We start from the raw sequence: 17,379 nt of genomic DNA on the forward strand, positions 1-17,379 counted from the left end.
GGAAGCCCGTGACGACGCCGGCCACCGTCGTCGTCCTGGCGTCGGGCACCGGTTCGCTGCTGCACGCCCTGCTGGACGCCGCGGCCGCGCCCGGCTATCCGGCGAAGGTCGTCGCGGTCGGCGTCGACCGGCTGTGCGCGGCCACCACCCATGCCGACGCCGCGGGCGTACCGCATTTCCGGGTGGCGCTGAAGGACTTTCCGGACCGCGCCGCGTGGGATGCCGAGCTCACCGAGGCGGTCGCCGAGCACCAGCCGGATCTGGTGGTGTCGGCGGGCTTCATGAAGTTGCTCGGTCCCGCTTTCCTGGACCGGTTCGGCGGACGGATCATCAACACCCACCCCGCCCTGCTGCCCGCGTTCCCCGGCGCGCACGGCGTGCGGGACGCGCTCGCCTACGGTGCGCGGGTCACCGGCTGCACCGTGCACCTGGTCGACGAGGGCGTGGACACCGGGCCGATCCTGGCGCAGGAGGCGGTGCCGGTGCTGCAGGGTGACGACGAGGCCACCCTGCACGAGCGCATCAAGATCGTCGAGCGACGGTTGCTGGCGGAGGTCGTCGCCGCCGTCGCGACGCGAGGCATTGTCTCCGATGGACGAAAGGCAGTTATCCCAGATGAGCGAGTTCTCCGGTGAGTGAACGCAAGCCGATCAGCAGGGCGCTGGTGAGCGTCTACGACAAGACGGGTCTCGTGGAGCTCGCGACCGGTCTGCACGCGGCGGGCATCGAGCTGGTCTCGACCGGGTCCACCGCGGGCAGGATCGCGGACGCGGGCATCCCGGTGACCAAGGTCGAGGACCTGACCGGGTTCCCGGAGACCCTCGACGGCCGGGTCAAGACCCTGCACCCGCGGGTGCACGCGGGCATCCTGGCGGACTCGCGCAAGCAGGAGCACGTCGATCAGCTGGTCGAGCTCGGCGTCGAGGCGTTCCAGCTGGTGGTGGTGAACCTCTACCCGTTCACGCAGACCGTGGCCAGTGGTGCGACGCCGGACGAGTGCGTGGAGCAGATCGATATCGGTGGCCCGTCCATGGTGCGCGCCGCGGCGAAGAACCACCCGTCGGTGGCGGTGGTCGTGGACAGCGGCGACTACGACGACGTGCTCGCCGCGGTGAAATCCGGCGGCTTCACCTTGGCCGAGCGCACAGCCTTGGCGGCCAAGGCTTTCCAGCACACCGCGAGTTATGACGTGGCGGTCGCGAGCTGGATGACCAACGTGCTGAGCGCGGGCGACACGGCCGAGGACACGGCGGTCCGGTTTCCCGAGTGGCTCGGCGGCACTTGGGAGCGGTCGGCGGTGCTGCGTTACGGCGAGAACCCGCATCAGTCCGCGGCCCTGTACACCAACGGCGACGGCAGCCCTGGGCTGGCGCAGGCGCGGCAGTTGCACGGCAAGGAGATGTCGTATAACAACTACGTCGACGCCGACGCGGCCTGGCGCGCCGCCTACGACCACGAGGCTCCGGCCGTGGCGATCATCAAGCACGCCAACCCGTGCGGCATCGCGCTCGGCGCCGACATCGCGGAGGCGCACCGCAAGGCGCACGCCTGCGATCCGGTGAGCGCGTACGGCGGGGTGATCGCGGCGAACCGCGAGGTCACCGTGGAACTGGCCGAGCAGGTCGCCGAGATCTTCACCGAGGTGATCGTCGCGCCGTCCTACGCCGACGGCGCGGTGGAGGTGTTGCAGCGCAAGAAGAACGTGCGCATCCTCGTGGCCGAGCCGCCGACGCGCGCGGGCGCCGAACTGCGTCCGATCAGCGGCGGCGCCCTGCTGCAACAGCGTGACGTGCTGGACGCGCCGGGCGACGACCCGGCTCATTGGACCTTGGCCGCTGGCGAGGCCGCCGACGCGGAAACGCTCGCCGATCTGGCGTTCGCCTGGCGCGCTTGCCGGGCCGTGAAGTCCAACGCCATTCTGCTCGCGCACGACGGCGCTTCGGTCGGTGTCGGCATGGGCCAGGTCAACCGCGTGGACGCGGTGGGTCTCGCGGTCCAGCGGGCCGGGGACCGGGCCAAGGGGTCGGTGGCGGCCTCCGACGCCTACTTCCCGTTCCCGGACGGTCCGCAGACCTTGATCGCGGCCGGTGTCCGCGCCATCGTGCAGCCCGGCGGTTCGGTGCGCGACCGGGAGACCATCGACGTCGCCCGCGAGGCGGGCGTCACCCTCTATCTCACCGGGGCCCGCCACTTCGCCCACTGAGCTCGATGGTTCCGCGACGCCGCGTCGGATCGAGGATCCGGCGCGGCGTTCTTCGTTCGATTCCCGCCCGTATCGCGCGGTCGGGCAAGGGTTTCGGTGGTCCCCTCCGAGAACTGTGCTCGGGCGCATCAGGAGTCGTGCGAGGCGGCCCGTCGCAAGCCGGCAGCTATTCGGTTACGAGTGAACCGTGCGGGACCAGCCTGTCGTGCGCACCGAGCGCTAGACCGCGCTGAGCACCGTGCGGTTTCCGAGTGGCTCTTTCAGCGGTACCTCCAGCGTGCCGAAGACCGCGATCATCGCGCACATCCGGCCCACCGCCTCGGCGCGGCTGCCGGAGCGCAGTTCGACCGTGACCGTCGACGCGGTCTCGGTGACCGTGGCGTCCACGCCGTAGCACTCCGGCGAACCGGTTTCGAAGTTCACGGCTATCTTGTTGTCTCCCAATCGAGTCCACGATCGGAATGGGATCGGATGCGCGCCGACGATGGACGGGTCGGCGGTGAATTCGTTGCCCTGGTTCCCGCGCGGGTCCTCGGTGGGCGTGTGCGCCGCCGCGCTCGGAGAGGCGCTCGTGCTCGGCGTTTTCCCTTCGTCGTCCGAGCCGCCGCAGCCCGCGGCGGCAAGACAGGCGAGCACTACGGCGACAGCTGTGGCGGCGCGTCCGGCCTGGATCCGATCCATACCGACACCCTAGTCCCGGCGTCGGTTCACATACCGCACAGCGGGTGCGTCGTGCACTGGGACGAACCCCACAGTGAACGTTCCGCGAACCCTGCGCGTAATAGCTCCCAAAGTCGTTCGGGGGCAGTAAGTTCTGCGGGGATGCGCGCCGGAGCCGTTGCGGCGCTCATCATGTCGGATGCTCTACCAGCTTTTTCCGGAAAGGAAGTATCGTGGTCGACACGCTGCGCGTAGGCGAAGAACTCGGGCGAGGGCAGTCCCTCCAGGGCGGGGCTTACACCCTCACCCTCCAGGACGACGGCAATCTAGTGCTGTCCGAGCCGGGCGGGAATGTCGTGTGGGCCACCCAGACGCACGACCAAGGCGTGGAGCGGGCCGTGCTGCAGCACGACGGCAACTTCGTCCTCTACAAGAGCGACGGCGCGGTCTGGGCGACGGAGACCAACGACCAGGCCGCCGATCGGCTGGTCGTGCAAGCGGATCGCAATGTCGTGCTGTACGGCACGGACGGCAGCGCGCTGTGGGCTTCCGGAACCGACACCGACACTCCGCTGCCCGCCCCGGAGCCGGAAGCGGAACCGGTGCAAGAGCAGGTCGCGGCTCCCGCCGCCGAGGAGGTGCCGCCTCCGCCGCCCGCGCCGGAGCCGCGCACCTACACCGTCGAGCCGGGCGACACCCTGTGGGCCATCGCCGAGCGTTTCTACGGCGACGGCAACCGCTACCAGGAGATCGCGGACGCCAGTGGCATCCCGAACCCGGACGCGATCAACCCCGGCCAGGTCCTGACCATCCCGTGACCCGGCCGGTTCGGTAGCGACGACGACAAAGACCCCCGGTGCTCGCGCGTGGGTTCTAGCGGTCGTTGCAACACCCCGAACGATGCGGGGATGCGATGGGCTTCGAGATCCGTACGAGCCGGAAGCCGCAGGGGCCGAGGATGCTTGCCGAGGAACGTGCTTTGTACCTTGCTTTGGTGCAGCAGGGTTTCAGCAATCGGCAGGCTTGCGCCGTGGTCGGTGTGAACGAGCGGACCGGGCGTGAGTGGAGGTATGGGCGTCCGGTCGGACGTAAGAAGGGGCCACGATTGCCAGCCCATGAGGCTGGGGTCGTGGCCTCGTCCGATCGATGCGCCAGGGCGATCGAGGCCGGTGGATCGTCGCGATACCTGGGTGAAGAGGAGCGGATTCGGATCGCCGATCGGTTGAGGGAGAAGGCGAGCGTTCGGGCGATCGCTGCCGAGTTGGGCCGCAGCCCGTCCACGATCAGCCGGGAGATTCGTCGCAACAGCCATCCTGAGTCCGCTGCCTACCGGCCACATGCCGCACATGCCCGCGCCAAGGCGCGGCGCCCGCGGCCGAAACCGGGCAAGATCGGGCAGAATCAGCAATTGCGCGAGATAGTGCAGCATTGGTTGACCCTCAGGTGGAGCCCGGAGCAGATCAGCAGGAAGCTGCGGTTGCGGTTCCCGGACCGCCCGGAGATGCATGTGACTCACGAGACGATCTACCAGGCGCTCTACGTTCAGGGTCGCGGCGAACTTCGCCGCGAGCTGACCCGGGCGCTGCGTACCGGCCGGGCGCTGCGCCGGCCGCGCCGCGCACCTGATCAGCGGGCGCCGCGATTCGCGGCACCGATGGTGATGATCAGTGAGCGTCCCCCCGAGGCCGCCGACCGGGCAGTGCCCGGCCATTGGGAAGGCGACCTGATCATCGGTAAGGACCAGGGGTCTGCCATCGGTACCCTGGTCGAACGCGCAACCCGTTATGTCATGCTCGTGCACTTGCCCGGCAACCGGGAAGCGGTCACTGTCCGTGATGCTCTCATCGAGACCATGCGCGAGCTGCCAGCTCACCTCAAACGTTCACTCACCTGGGATCAAGGTGCCGAGATGGGGCTACACCATCAGTTCTCGCTGGCCGCCGATATCCCCGTCTACTTCTGTGACCCACACTCACCTTGGCAACGTGGCTCCAACGAGAACACCAACGGTTTGTTGCGCCAGTACTTTCCGAAGGGCACCGACCTGTCGGTCCACAACCGCGAACACCTCCACGCCGTCGCGGCAGAACTCAACGGCCGTCCACGCAAAACGCTCGGCTGGGATACCCCAGCCGAGCGCCTGGCTATGCTCTTGTCCACCACCAACTAGCAGCGGTGTTGCAACGACCCTTGGAATCCGCCGCGCATCGGGGGTCTTTCCGGTTCGCTCGTGTCGCGGAGTGCGTTCAGCGGCTGGTGAACGGCAGCAGCGCCATCTCACGGGCGTTCTTCACCGCGACGGCGACCTGGCGCTGCTGCTGCGGGGTGAGCCCGGTGACCCGGCGGCTGCGGATCTTGCCGCGATCGGAGATGAACGTACGCAGCAGGTTCACGTCTTTGTAGTCGACCGTCTCGATGCCGGCGGCGATGAGCGGGTTCTTCTTCGGACGGCGGGCCTGCTCTGCGCGAACCTTCTTCGACGGTGCTCGCTTGACTGCCATATGACGAGTTCCTTCTCACGAGATCAGTGGTTGTCTACCAGCTCGATTTGTGCACACCGGGCAACTCGCCCCGGTGGGCCATCTCGCGCACACGCACACGGGAGAGTCCGAACTTCCGGAGGTGACCGCGCGGTCGTCCGTCGGCGGCGTCCCGATTGCGCAATCGTACCGGACTGGCGTCGCGCGGCTGCCGCCGCAGTTCGGCCTGGGCAGCCGCGCGTTCGGCCTCCGGTGTGCCCGGCTTCCGGATGAGCTCCTTCAGTTCGGCGCGGCGTCCCGCGTAGCGCGCCACGATCGTCCTGCGCTGCTGATCGCGCGCTATCTTCGACTTCTTCGCCATCTCAGCGCTCCTCACGGAAGTCGACGTGTCGGCGCACCACTGGATCGTATTTGCGCAGCACGAGGCGGTCCGGGTCGTTGCGGCGATTCTTGCGGGTCACGTAGGTGTACCCGGTGCCCGCCGTGGACTTCAGCTTGACGATCGGGCGGATGTCGGTCGATTTCGACGCCATGGGTCGCTCCTCAGATCTTGTCGCCACGGGCCCGGAGCCGCGCCACCACGGCCTCGATCCCGTCCCGATCGATGGTCTTGATGCCCTTGGCGGAGACGGTCAGCGTGATGCGCCGGTCTTCGCTGGGCAGGTAGTAGGTCTTGCGCTGGACGTTCGGGTTCCAGCGGCGGCTGGTCCGCTTGTGCGAGTGCGACACGGACTTGCCGAATCCGGGCTTGCGCCCGGTGACCTGGCAGTGGGCTGACATCCGGACTCCCTCCAGTAGTTGATAATCATTTTCGACAACGGCTGCTCGACAATGTACCGTTGCCGTACAGCAAATGAAAATCATTACTGAAAGGGGTTCCCGGTGGCTGCGGATTCCACCCTGGTCCCATCCGGCTCCGACCGCAGAACGCCCGTGCTGGTGCTCGCCGGTTTCGCCGGACTCGCCGCGGCGGGCGTGGATCGCGCGGCCGCGGTGCTGGGTGCGGCCGCGGGCACCGTCGTGGTCCGCCACGATCTGACCCAGCTGCGGGAGGGCGTCGTGCGTCGCACGGTGCGCACCGCGACGCAGGAGACCTCGGCCGTGCTCGAACTCGCGCACGGCTGTGTCTCCTGCACCCTGCGGATGGATCTGCTTCCGCTGCTGTGCACCCTTTCTAAGCGGCAGTCGGTGGATCGCATCGTGCTCGCGCTCGACCCCGCGTTCGAGGCCGAGGCGGTGTGCCGAGCCATCGAGCAGGTAGTGGTCACCGGCGTGCACGGTCGCATCGACGGCCCGGCCGGGCGCGACGTCCGGGTGGACGCGGTCCTGACCTGCCTGGACGCCGGCGTCTGGCTCGCCGACGCGACCGGTGACGAGACGCTCGCCGAACGCGGTCTCGCGGCCGCCGAGGACGACCGGACGGTGGCGCAGGTCGCGGTGGGGCAGGTCGATTTCGCCGATGCCGTCCTCGTCCTCGGCGCCGCCGCGGACGGAGCGCTGCTCGTCGACGCGGCGGTCGAGCGAGGCAAGCTCGCCGCGGTCCTGGCCAGGCTGGTTCCCGGCGCGCCGATCGCCTGGGTGGACGAGCCGGGTTCCGTCACGCCCGCGCTGGTCGAAACGCTGCTCGTGCGCGTCCCCGCCGATTCGCGCCGGGGGCGGGTCTTCGACGCGCATGCACCGCTTCTGCGTGGCCGGCCGCCCTTGACCAGTGACTACGGCGTCGAACTCGTGGAGTTCGCCGCGGCGCGGCCGTTCCATCCCGCCCGCCTGCACGAGGCGCTCGACGTATTGTTCGACGGCGTCGTGACCGCGCGCGGCCGCCTGTGGCTGGCCACCCAGCCCGACGAGGTGGTGTGGCTCGAATCCGCCGGCGGTGGCCTGCGGGTGGGCGGTGCGGGGCGCTGGCTGGCCGCGATGCCGGAAGCGGAACGGGCCGAGGAGGACCCGGAGCGTCTCGCGATGGCCGCCCTGCGCTGGGACGAGCGATTCGGCGACCGGGACGTCTCGCTGTCGATCCTGGTCCACGACGCCGATCCGGCACAGATCCGGGAGGCGCTGCACTGGGCGCTGGTGGAGGACGACGAACTGCGCCTGGTCGAGCGCGCGCCGGAGCGGGTCGCCCGGTGGGAGGACCCGTTCGGCGAGTGGCACGCCGATCCGTGCGCGAGTGACGGGGAGGCGGAGCACCCCGCGCAGGACCTGAAAACCCCGAAAGGAGAGGCGAAATGAAGAAGGGTATCCATCCGGACTACCACCCGGTGGTCTTCGAGGACGTGAGCACCGGCAAGCGGTTTCTCACCCGGTCCACGGCAACCGGTACGCGCACCGTGGAGTGGGCCGACGGCAACACCTATCCGTTGCTGACGGTGGACGTCACCGCCGATTCGCACCCGTTCTGGACCGGTGCGCACCGCGTGCTGGACGCCCAGGGGCGGGTGGAGAAGTTCGAACGCAAATACGGCAAGCGCGTGCGGAAGGAGGCCTGAGATGGCGGTGCCGAAGCGGAAGATGTCGCGGTCGAACACCCGTAGCCGCCGGTCGAACTGGAAGGCCGCACCGGTGGATCTGGTGGCGGTGACCGTCGGAGGCGTCGTGCGTCGGGTGCCGCGCAGGTTGGTCGCGGCCGTGCGGCGCGGTTTGATCGACGTCGAGAAACTCTGAGCGTTAGGCCCGCACGGAGATCGTAGGAGCTTCCCCGCCCGAGGCCGCGAGCGACGGCCGATTGCTCGACCGATGCCGACCTCGCCTCGAACGGGCCGGATACTGGTCTACTGTCCGGAAACGGGCACGTCGGTGCCCTTCGGAAAAAAATTTCCGGTCGGTTATCGGCAGTATAGCTATCTTCTAGCTATCAATGTGGCCCGCATCACGTCGCACTATTGCGCCGGAAGTGATTGCGGCTGGATAGCCATACGCGGAATCCCGGACTGTCGGTCGGTTTTCGGCCGAGGAAAAGTTCGCCGAAAATGATGCGCGCGCAGCCCGATACCGGTACCCTCGTCGTCGAGGGCGGGTTCTCTTGGTTTCCAAGAGAACCCGCTCATCGCCAATTTCGGGGCCGTTCAGCCGGTTTCGCTCGCCCCGTCAATCCCGCTCACCGAGCCGCGCGCGTTCGTTGATCGCGCCGGTGTGGGTTCGGTCTTGCGAGGTCAACGCCGTAGGCCCGGCGTCGCCGCCCGGTGCGCGCCGCTCGCCGTCGTGCCCGGGCAGGCCGGGAAAGTCCGGCAGCAGCGCCTCGAGGCGGGCCAGCTGTTCACCGACAAGCGCCGCGGGACCCTCGATCAGCGACAGCGGCCACGGCCAGTGTCGTCCGTTCCAGCGCTCCACCTGCTCGGTCAGCTCGGCCGTCGTCGCCTCCAGTTCGCTGATCTCGGTACGCAATTCGCCTACTTGCGTTCGCAACTCGACGGATTCGCGCTCCAGCGCGGCTATTCGGGTCAGCGCCGCGGCCAGTCCGTCCACCAGCGTCCGATTCCGGCCGTCCGCGTCGGCGCCCAGCTGCGGCCAGCCGGACAAGTCGGGTCCGCGCAGCTGAATCTGGATGTCGCGCAGCACTGCCTCTTGTTCCGGCGTCACGTCCGGCTCCTCCTGTTCCACGAAATCCCACTGGCCGAAATCGATCGTCTCGGCCTCGTTCACGTCACAGCGCACGCCGCCGACCGTCACCTGGCGGCGCGTCTGATGAATGGCACGCCTGGTCTCCACGTTCGTGCCGGACCAGGCGTCGGTCTGCCACGCCCAGGTCGCGTACCCGGCGTCCAGTGCGCGGCTGACCGCCCAATACCCGCCGTAGATACCGACGTTCGCGCGGCCGAGCACGGTCGCGGCACCGTCCAGATAGGCGTTGACGCGCAACTGGTCCTGTTGCGTCGCGTCGAAATCCGCGGAGAAATAGATCGGCCGGTCCACCCGGCCGCCGCAGCGCAGCACCTGGGCGAGGGCCGCACGCGCGTCGACGATGCCCGCGCCGTAGCCGTCCAGCATCCGCGCGGCCGTGGTCTCCCAGTTCGAGACGAGCGAGATACCGTGCGCCCGCAGGTCGTTCGCTTCGGACGGAGTGAGCAGCTTGCCGGGCAGGCTCGGGCCGCCGTCGGACAGATACCGCACCACGAAGTCGTACCCCGCCGCCCGAATCGCCGCGCCCCCTGGACGACCCGCGGCGTAATCGAGACCGAAACGCATGGCTTCCACTGTAAGTGGGCCGGGCGAGTGAATCCGTGGCATCGCCGAATCCAGCCCGCCCACGGGGATCGGTCAGCGGAAAACGGTCGATCCGCCCCGAATCGCGCCGCGAAACCGGATCAGCGGGCTGGCTCCAGCTTCGGCCTGCGCGGCTTCGGTGGCGCGGCCAACTCGCGGCGATCCGGTGCGATCAGCACCGCGGAGATCGGCACGGTCAGCGCGAGCAAGCCGATGACGAACATCGGGAACACGAAGTCGAACAGCTCCACGCCGTCGGGCACCTTCGCCGACCGATTGACGTCGAAATGCAACGCGGCCACCGCTGTGTAGTAGGTGGCGGCCACGCCGACGCCGAACAGCAGCACCGTCGCGGCGCGGGCCATCGGGAAGCGCAAGGTCTGGAACAGCCACAACGTCGCCGTCGCGGTGATCACCCCGATCACGGCGGAGACGACGGCCAGCCAGGTCGTCACGCCCACCGAACCCTGGATCTCCAGTGAGCCGATGCCCAGGTAGTGCGTGACGCCGATGCCGAGGCCAAGTACCAAGCCGCCGGGCAGCAGCAGCGCGAGCCGGGGCGTGCGCCCGATGATCAGCAGTGCCGCGAAGACGGCCACGATGGACACCACCAGCGCCGCGACCAGCCTGCCCGGGTCGTAACGCATCGCGCTGCCGGGCACTTTCAGGCCCAGCATGGCCACCGAGGTGGCCAGCCACGCACCGACGCCGCCTAGTGATATCGCCGCCGAAACCAACCACACCAGCCGGAACTGGACCGAGCGCGCGCCGTGCACGATGCAGGCGAGGCCGACCACCGCGCCGAGGACGGAAATGCCCACCGACAGCCCGACCAGCCAATAGCCGAGCGCGAACTGGTCGACGGACGTGGTGGCGGCACTACCCGCGGCCAGCACCGCGACCTCACGCATGGCGGGCCGTTCCTTCCAGTTCGCTGGCCTTCAGCTGGGCGATCGCGTACTCGGTGACCGCGGCGAGCGCCTGGCGCACCTCGATCGCGTTGCGCGCGTCGATGTCCACGATCGGGACGCCCTCGCGCACCGAGAGCGCCTCGCGCAGTTCCGCGATGGGGAAACGCGGTGCGTCGGGGAAGCGGTTGACCGCGATCAGGAACGGCAGCTTGCGCGCCTCGAAGAAGTCGACCGCGGCGAAGCTGTCCTCCAGCCGCCTGGTGTCGATCAGCACCACGGCGCCGATCGCGCCGCGGATCAGGTCGTCCCACATGAACCAGAACCGCCGCTGGCCGGGCGTGCCGAACAGGTAGAGCACCAGGTTGCCGGGCAGGATGATCCGGCCGAAATCCATGGCGACCGTGGTGGTCTCCTTCTCCGGCGTCTCGGCGAGATCATCGATGCCGTCGGAGTAGCGGGTCACCATCGCCTCGGTGCGCAGCGGAACGATTTCCGAGACCGCGCCGACGAACGTGGTCTTACCCGCGCCGAAGCCACCCGCGACGACGATCTTCGTCGAGGCGACCCGGTTCTCGAAGCCATCCGGGCCGGGGGCGTTGCCCGATCCGAGATTTCCACTTGGCCCGGGGTGTCCACTGGGCCCCGGATTCCTATAGGGCGCGGAGTCCACGCAATGTCCTTTCCATCAGGGAACGGCGCTCGTCATAGCTCGCCTCTTCGGTCAGGGTCGAATGCACGCGCATGGTGCCGTCGACGACCAGGTCGCCGATCACCACACGGACCATGCCGAGCGGCCGGTCCAGATGTGCCGCGATCTCCGCGACCGACAACCGATGTGTGCCGAGTCGCAGTATCTCGGTACGGATGTCGCCGGTCGGCCAGTCGAGATGTGCAGTGTACGACAAGGTTTCGATGACCGCCTCCAACGGCAGGTCGATCGCGGGTTCGGTGCGCCCCGAGGTCAGGGCGTAAGGCCGGACGCGCGTGGTGGGTCGTGGTCCGGGACCGTATGGGTTGGACATCTCACGCTCAGACAGCGGTGCGCGCGGTGGCGGTGACCACCGAGCCCACCCGATCGACCAGCAGTGCCATCTCGTAGCCGATCCGGCCGATGTCGTGCGTCTTGTTCGCCAGCACGGCCAGATGCGAGCCGTTTCCGACGCTCATCACGAGCAGGTAGCCGCGCTGCATCTCCACGATGGACTGCATCACCTTGCCGCCGTCGAACAGCGACGCCGCGCCCATGGAAAGGCTGGCGAGTCCGGCCGTGACGGCGGAGAGCTGTTCGGCACGGTCGCTGGGCAGGTGCGGACTGGTGGCCTGCAACAAGCCGTCCGCCGATACGAGCACCGCATGGGACACGCCGGGCACATCGCGGGTGAAGCGGGCGACCAGCCAGTTCAGATTCTCGTCCGTGGTGCTGTTTTTCGCGTTGGTCATGCAAGCCCTCCGTCGTTGTACTGCGCATTGGCCCGCCCGCTGCGGACCCCACTGAGATGCCTGGTCAAATTGTTGCGGATTTCTTCCGGATCGCGCGGGCCCGCGTCGTCCGCGGGCGCCAGGCCGCCGGGCACCAACTGGGCGCCCGGCCTGCGAATCGGCAGCCCGCCGACAGTGCGCGCGGTGGTGGTCGGATGGCTGGCATCCTCGGCGGCCAGCCAGCCCGCGTCACCAGGCGAGGACCACGAGCTTTCCGGCGATTGCGAGGTCGAGGGCTCGACCAGCCATTCCGAGACCATGCGTTGATAGATAGGGGTCGGGGAGGCGCCCGCGACCGGCTGCAACCGGGAGGAAGTCACCGTCGCGGGTTCCGGCGCCGCCTCCTGCGGTGGCTCGACGGGCGCCGCCGGCTTCCGGATGGGCAGACCGGAGCGGGCGGTGGTCTGCGGCGCGGGCGGCTGGCTCGGCACGGTGGGTGTGGGACCGGTCGTCGGCTCGTCGTCCTTGACCTCGGTCCACAGATCGGTGCGGGTGGGGTGCTGCTCGACGGCGTGCTCTCCCGCGGTGGGCGTCACCGCGGCGAACGGACCGGTGGGTGTGCGGTCGTCCGCGCGCGGCGTGAGCACCGGCCACGGCTGGGTGGCGGGCTGATCCGCCGGGTTGACCGCTCGCCCGACCGGCGTGGAGACCGTGGGCTGGTCGGGAGTGTCGGCGACGCGGATGGCCGGACGGCGCTGCGGCAGGCCGGAACTCGTCACGCCGAAACGCGCGGTGTCGCGCTGTGGCAGGCTCGGCACCGGAACCAGGTTGCGCGGCTGCGCGCCGGTGGGCGGCGTGACCAGGGAGGGCAGCTGGTGCTCGGCGGTGATATCGAGCGGCTTGCCCGCCGGATCGGTGACGTCCATCGGCGGCGCGACCAGCGCGCCGGGTAGGTGCACGCTTGCGGTGATGCCGGGCTGCTGCGCCATCGTGGACGTGCGGCGCAGGCTGACCGTGATGGTGTGCCGCTTGGCCAGGCGGCCCACGACGAACAGGCCCATGCGGCGCGCGGTCTCGACGGTGACCTCACCACCGGAGGCGAGCCGGTCGTTGGTCGTCTGCAGGTCTTCCAGGGACATGCCGAGTCCGCGGTCGGTGATCTCGATCAGGTAGCCGCCGTCCACCGCGCGCGAAACCATCACGGTGACCGGCGTGGTCGGCGGGGAGTATCGCAGCGCGTTGTCGATCAACTCGGCGAGCAGGTGCTCGATGTCGACGGCCGGCTCGCCCGCGACGATGCCGTCGGGCACTGCGCCGATCTCGACGCGCTGGTAGTCCTCCACCTGGGAAACCGCGCTCCACAGCATGTCCGACAGCGGCACCGGGTGCAGCTGGCCGCGGCGCAAGGCGGTACCGGCGAGCACCAGCAGGTTGTCGCCGTTACGGCGCATGCGGGTGGCCAGGTGGTCGAGGCGGAACAGGCTCTGCAACCGGTCGGTGTCGTCCTCGTCGTGCTCGAGGTCCTCGATCAGCGCCAGCTGCTGCTCGACCAGCGATTGGCTGCGGCGCGAGAGGGTCTCGAACATGTTCCCGATCTGCAGGCGCAGACGGGCCTGGTCGGCGGCGAGGTTGAGCGCCTGCTCGTGGATCTCGTCCACGGCGCGGGCCAGCTGGCCGATCTCGTCGGTGGAGTGCACCGCGACCGGGGTGATCTCGGGCGTGGTGCCGCCCGCGCGGACCACGGCGAGTTCGTCGGGCAGCTTGATGTGCGCGACCTCGAGCGCGTCCCGCCGCAGGCGGCGGACCGGGACGACCAGGGTACGAGCGACCGAGAGCGCCAGGGCGAGACCCGCGAGCAGCATGCCGATGACGATCGTCGTCTCGCGCAGCGCACCGGCTTGCGCTTCGGTGGTGCGCGCGGCCAAGGCGCTGTCGATGGTGTCGATCAGCTGCGCGGTGGTCTTCTCATAGGTGTCCGAGCTGATCAGCAGCGAATCGATGACGGCGGGATTGGTCGCCGGATCGGCGGCGTTCTGGCTGAAGGTGCCGAGACGCGTCTGCACCGCGTCGAGCAGCGGGCGCATGTTGCCCGCGTAGTCCGGCAGGATCTGCGCGTACTGGTAGATCATCGTGATCTCGGCGCCCGCGGCGACCAGCACGCGGGGCCGCACGCTCGGGTTGCGGCCCGCGTCCGGCGAGCCGATCAGCATGCGCTGCTGGGTGAGCACGCGCCGCGCGGTCTGCACCGAAGCCAGCTGCAGGAAGTACCGTTGGATGACCAGGTCGTCCACTGACGGCGAGAGCGCGAGCGCGTTGCCGATGCGGACCATGATCTCGTCGGACTGCTCGCCGACCATGGCGGGCGAGCCGTTGCGCAGGCTGTTGCGCATCGTGGTGCCGGTGGCGATGGCCGAGGCGAGTTCGGAGGTGACCCGGCCGCTGACCTTGGTGGTCTGCAAGGCGGCTTCCAGCTCGGCCAGTGCCTGGTCGAACTTCGTCAGCGCGGCGTCGGTCTGCGGGTCCGCGGCGTTGCCCCAGGTGGCGGTCGCGGTGACGCCGAGTTGCTCGGTGGCCGAACCGAACTTGACGATCGGCCGGATGATGATGGCTTGTTCGGTCGCCGCGTCCAACTGCGACATGGTACGCAGCTCGTTGTTGATTCGGAGCACGGCGAAGACCGTCGCCAGCAGCACCGGAAGCACCAGCACCACGCCAACCTTGCGGGTGACCGACCAGTTCGACAGGCTGAATTGCCAGGACCGCGGTGCAGCTTCCATCCGCTTCCGTCGCCTCCGCTTCACCAGTGACCTCGGGCGCGCGTGGCTGTTCGGTATTGATTCAACCCGCAAAGAACCAACTAGAGGTCTTCTTTTTACCGCACGGAACATACCGTGCAGAGTGGTCATCGGCAATCCGGGGGAGCCGCCGCGCAAATTACCGAATATGGCTATAGAGAACGAGTTTCGCGGTGGAATGCGTAAGGGACGCGTCAACTTCTCCGCGGGGCCGTGGAAGACCCTGGTCACCCCCGGTTGACGGGGGCGACGCGCCGTGGCGTGTCGTGGCTGCTCACCACGGCGTGTCGGGAGCGCCCTCTCAGTTACCTCTCAGTCGGTGCGGTCAAACTGGTGGCATGCGCATTCTGGTGGTCGATGACGATCGGGCGGTCCGGGAATCGCTGCGCCGGTCGCTCACCTTCAACGGCTACTCCGTCGATCTCGCGGTGGACGGTGTGGACGCGCTGGAGAAGGCAACTGTCCAGCGACCCGACGCGCTCGTCCTGGACGTGATGATGCCCCGGCTGGACGGGCTCGAGGTCTGCCGCCGTCTCCGGAGCACGGGCGATGATTTGCCGATACTGGTTCTCACCGCGCGGGATTCGGTATCGGAGCGGGTCGCCGGGCTCGATGCCGGGGCGGACGACTATTTGCCGAAGCCGTTCGCGCTGGAGGAACTGCTGGCCAGGCTGCGCGCGCTGTTGCGGCGCACGGCCGCGGGCCCAGGGGACGCGTCGGAGGCGATGAAGTTCGCCGACCTGTCGCTGGATCCGGTGACCCGCGAGGTGTCCCGCGGCGCCAGGCAGATCAGTCTCACTCGTACCGAGTTCTCACTGCTGGAAATGCTGATGGCGAACCCGCGCCGCGTGCTCACCCGTAGCCGCATTCTCGAGGAAGTCTGGGGCTACGATTTCCCGACCTCGGGAAACGCGCTCGAGGTCTACATCGGTTATCTGCGCCGCAAAACCGAGGCCGAGGGCGAGCCGCGGCTGATCCACACGGTGCGCGGCGTCGGCTATGTGCTGCGTGAAACGCCGCCGTAGGTCCTCGGTCATGGCACGAACACCTCCCAAGCGTCCCGCCGTCGCCGCACTCGGCCAGCGTCCGTCCGAGCCCGTGGACATGCGGCCGCCCATGCCGTTGACGCGGTCGGTCTCCCTGCGGTGGCGGGTGACGCTGCTGGCCGCCTCCGTGGTGGCGATCGCGGTGGCGGTCACCTCGATCGCGGCGTACGCGCTGGTGGCGCGCGCGTTGTACGCCGACGTGGACGCCCAGTTGCGCAGCCGGTCCACGGCGGTGATCGCCAGCAACCCGTACGGGTTCAACAACCTGAATCTGATGGTCGCCGCCGCCTTCTACGACGACACCGGCATCGCGCTGATCTATCCCGATCTACGGCGCTGGCTGCCGCCGCAGTCCACCGATCCGCCGGTGGGGCCGCAGGAGGTGGCCGTGGCCCGCGGGGAACGCAGTTCGTCGCTGCGCACCGACGGCGATCAGCGCGTGCTCGCGGTCTACACCAACTCCGGTGCGACGCTGGTCATCTCCCAGCGCCTGGACCGCACGAGGGAGGTGCTCGACCGGCTCGCCTGGCTGTTGTTCGTGGTCGGCGGCTGCGGCGTCATACTGGCCGCCGCGGCGGGCACGGCGGTCGGCCGCACGGGCCTGCGGCCCATCGCGCGGCTGACGGCGGCCACCGAGCGCATCGCCCGGACCGACGACCTGACCCCGATCCCGGTGACCGGTGACGACGAACTGGCAAGGCTCACAGAGAGTTTCAACACGATGCTGCGCGCACTCACGGAGTCGCGCGACCGGCAGCGCAGGCTCGTCGCCGACGCCGGGCACGAGCTGCGCACGCCGCTGACGTCCCTGCGGACCAACATGGAACTGCTCATCGCGTCGAGCCGTCCCGGCGCTCCGCGCATCCCGGACGAGGACATGGCCGGACTGCGCGCCGACGTGATGGCGCAGATCGAGGAGTTGTCCACGCTCGTGGGCGACCTGGTCGATCTCGCGCGGGAGGACGCGCCGGAGACCGTCTACGAGCGCGTGGATCTGGGCGAGGTCGTGGAACGCGCGCTCGAGCGCGCCCGCCGTCGCCGCACCGGCATCGAGTTCATCGCCGACCTACGGCCCTGGTTCGTCTACGGGCACGAGGCGGGCTTGGAGCGTGCGGTGCTGAACGTGCTCGACAACGCGGCCAAGTGGAGCCCGGCGGGCGCGCAGGTGCGCATTCTGATGCGGGAGAGCGGCCCGGGGTTGCTGGAACTGTCCATCGACGACGCCGGTCCCGGTATTCCGGCGGCGGAACGCGAGCTGGTGTTCGAGCGTTTCTATCGGGTCATGTCGTCGCGATCGATGCCGGGCTCGGGCCTCGGCCTGGCGATCGTCAAACAGGTGGTGACGAAACACGGCGGTACGATCGCCATTGATACCTCGCAACGCGGCGGCGCCGTCGTTCGCATCGTGTTGCCCGGCGAGCCGGGCGCGCCGGTATCCGATTGACGCAATAGCGAGCGGCGGAACTCCATTTCCGACACAATCTCGAGTTCTGTGCGGAATATTCGTCGTCGGTGAGGTATTTCGGACAATGCTCCGATTGGTTTGCGGCAGGATTTGAGACATCAAGTTGCTGGTGATTCTATTTCGCACCGGCTCCTTGGCAGCTCTCGGAAAACTGAAAGCGCGGTCTCAGTCCGCTCTCAGTCCCCGCGGCCAACCTGGAC

20 protein-coding genes are annotated in these 17,379 nt (G+C 68.7%); 9 read left to right on the top strand and 11 right to left on the bottom strand.

Annotated elements, in window-relative coordinates:
- Positions 1–8: 8 nt before the first annotated feature.
- Together purN and purH are read left to right on the top strand one after the other, a co-directional pair.
- The gene (purN, locus tag ACFV2O_RS06795; RefSeq protein ID WP_379250743.1) at positions 9–635 is read left to right on the top strand and encodes a phosphoribosylglycinamide formyltransferase; all 627 of its coding nucleotides are present in this window, start codon (positions 9–11) and stop codon (positions 633–635) included.
- Positions 632–2,203, top strand: coding sequence for a bifunctional phosphoribosylaminoimidazolecarboxamide formyltransferase/IMP cyclohydrolase (gene purH, locus ACFV2O_RS06800; protein ID WP_355074642.1), 1,572 nt, complete (start codon positions 632–634; stop codon positions 2,201–2,203). Before purN ends, purH begins: the two co-directional genes overlap by 4 nt.
- Positions 2,204–2,422: 219 nt before the next feature.
- Here purH and ACFV2O_RS06805 read toward each other — a convergent pair whose 3' ends face one another.
- Positions 2,423–2,884, bottom strand: coding sequence for a hypothetical protein (locus ACFV2O_RS06805; protein WP_379250745.1), 462 nt, complete (start codon positions 2,882–2,884; stop codon positions 2,423–2,425).
- A 212-nt stretch (positions 2,885–3,096) separates the two neighbouring features.
- On the opposite strand from ACFV2O_RS06805, the gene ACFV2O_RS06810 reads away from it, so the two are divergent.
- Positions 3,097–3,681: a LysM peptidoglycan-binding domain-containing protein gene (locus ACFV2O_RS06810; protein ID WP_379250747.1), complete on the top strand. Its 585-nt coding sequence runs from the start codon at positions 3,097–3,099 to the stop codon at positions 3,679–3,681.
- A gap of 140 nt (positions 3,682–3,821) precedes the next feature.
- Positions 3,822–5,033, top strand: a complete 1,212-nt coding sequence (locus ACFV2O_RS06815; RefSeq protein WP_379250852.1) for an IS30 family transposase — start codon at positions 3,822–3,824, stop codon at positions 5,031–5,033.
- A gap of 76 nt (positions 5,034–5,109) precedes the next feature.
- Here ACFV2O_RS06815 and rpsR read toward each other — a convergent pair whose 3' ends face one another.
- From rpsR to rpmB, 4 genes are read right to left on the bottom strand one after another with little or no spacing between them, the layout of a single operon-like run.
- Positions 5,110–5,364 (bottom strand): 30S ribosomal protein S18, encoded by a 255-nt coding sequence (gene rpsR, locus ACFV2O_RS06820; protein ID WP_011211513.1) that lies wholly within the window; start codon positions 5,362–5,364, stop codon positions 5,110–5,112.
- Between the two features lie 34 nt (positions 5,365–5,398).
- The gene (gene rpsN / locus ACFV2O_RS06825; RefSeq protein ID WP_379250749.1) at positions 5,399–5,704 is read right to left on the bottom strand and encodes a 30S ribosomal protein S14; all 306 of its coding nucleotides are present in this window, start codon (positions 5,702–5,704) and stop codon (positions 5,399–5,401) included.
- Position 5,705: 1 nt separating this feature from the next.
- Complete coding sequence (rpmG, locus tag ACFV2O_RS06830) at positions 5,706–5,876, bottom strand: 50S ribosomal protein L33 (RefSeq protein ID WP_327110225.1); 171 nt, start codon at positions 5,874–5,876, stop codon at positions 5,706–5,708.
- A gap of 10 nt (positions 5,877–5,886) precedes the next feature.
- A complete protein-coding gene (gene rpmB / locus ACFV2O_RS06835; protein WP_379250752.1) occupies positions 5,887–6,123 on the bottom strand; it encodes a 50S ribosomal protein L28 in 237 nt (78 codons plus the stop codon).
- 102 nt (positions 6,124–6,225) lie between these two features.
- On the opposite strand from rpmB, the gene mrf reads away from it, so the two are divergent.
- From mrf to rpmF, 3 genes are read left to right on the top strand one after another with little or no spacing between them, the layout of a single operon-like run.
- Positions 6,226–7,572: a ribosome hibernation factor-recruiting GTPase MRF gene (gene mrf / locus ACFV2O_RS06840; protein WP_379250754.1), complete on the top strand. Its 1,347-nt coding sequence runs from the start codon at positions 6,226–6,228 to the stop codon at positions 7,570–7,572.
- On the top strand, positions 7,569–7,829 hold the full coding sequence (locus tag ACFV2O_RS06845; protein ID WP_356963833.1) for a type B 50S ribosomal protein L31: 261 nt from the start codon (positions 7,569–7,571) through the stop codon (positions 7,827–7,829). The genes mrf and ACFV2O_RS06845 overlap by 4 nt, the downstream gene beginning before the upstream one ends.
- Before the next feature lies 1 nt (position 7,830).
- The gene (gene rpmF, locus ACFV2O_RS06850) at positions 7,831–8,004 is read left to right on the top strand and encodes a 50S ribosomal protein L32 (protein ID WP_355074628.1); all 174 of its coding nucleotides are present in this window, start codon (positions 7,831–7,833) and stop codon (positions 8,002–8,004) included.
- Positions 8,005–8,427: 423 nt separating this feature from the next.
- Here rpmF and ACFV2O_RS06855 read toward each other — a convergent pair whose 3' ends face one another.
- The 6 genes from ACFV2O_RS06855 to ACFV2O_RS06880 form a co-directional block, all read right to left on the bottom strand.
- Entirely contained in the window at positions 8,428–9,525 is a 1,098-nt protein-coding gene (locus ACFV2O_RS06855) for a glycoside hydrolase domain-containing protein (protein WP_379250756.1), read from the bottom strand.
- Positions 9,526–9,644: 119 nt separating this feature from the next.
- Positions 9,645–10,454, bottom strand: coding sequence for an MHYT domain-containing protein (locus tag ACFV2O_RS06860; protein ID WP_355074624.1), 810 nt, complete (start codon positions 10,452–10,454; stop codon positions 9,645–9,647).
- A complete protein-coding gene (locus ACFV2O_RS06865) occupies positions 10,447–11,004 on the bottom strand; it encodes an ATP/GTP-binding protein (protein ID WP_039801302.1) in 558 nt (185 codons plus the stop codon). Before ACFV2O_RS06865 ends, ACFV2O_RS06860 begins: the two co-directional genes overlap by 8 nt.
- Positions 11,005–11,104: 100 nt before the next feature.
- Complete coding sequence (locus ACFV2O_RS06870) at positions 11,105–11,476, bottom strand: DUF742 domain-containing protein (protein ID WP_040782732.1); 372 nt, start codon at positions 11,474–11,476, stop codon at positions 11,105–11,107.
- A gap of 7 nt (positions 11,477–11,483) precedes the next feature.
- A complete protein-coding gene (locus ACFV2O_RS06875; RefSeq protein WP_355074622.1) occupies positions 11,484–11,894 on the bottom strand; it encodes a roadblock/LC7 domain-containing protein in 411 nt (136 codons plus the stop codon).
- Positions 11,891–14,650, bottom strand: a complete 2,760-nt coding sequence (locus ACFV2O_RS06880) for an ATP-binding protein (protein ID WP_379250759.1) — start codon at positions 14,648–14,650, stop codon at positions 11,891–11,893. Before ACFV2O_RS06880 ends, ACFV2O_RS06875 begins: the two co-directional genes overlap by 4 nt.
- A 356-nt stretch (positions 14,651–15,006) precedes the next feature.
- On the opposite strand from ACFV2O_RS06880, the gene ACFV2O_RS06885 reads away from it, so the two are divergent.
- Together ACFV2O_RS06885 and ACFV2O_RS06890 are read left to right on the top strand one after the other, a co-directional pair.
- A complete protein-coding gene (locus tag ACFV2O_RS06885; protein ID WP_355074618.1) occupies positions 15,007–15,693 on the top strand; it encodes a response regulator transcription factor in 687 nt (228 codons plus the stop codon).
- Positions 15,694–15,703: 10 nt separating this feature from the next.
- The gene (locus ACFV2O_RS06890) at positions 15,704–17,158 is read left to right on the top strand and encodes an ATP-binding protein (protein ID WP_379250761.1); all 1,455 of its coding nucleotides are present in this window, start codon (positions 15,704–15,706) and stop codon (positions 17,156–17,158) included.
- The last annotated feature ends 221 nt before the right edge of the window (positions 17,159–17,379 follow it).

The sequence above is a fragment of the Nocardia sp. NPDC059691 genome (assembly GCF_042733915.1).
GTDB classification, from domain to species: domain Bacteria; phylum Actinomycetota; class Actinomycetes; order Mycobacteriales; family Mycobacteriaceae; genus Nocardia; species Nocardia sichangensis.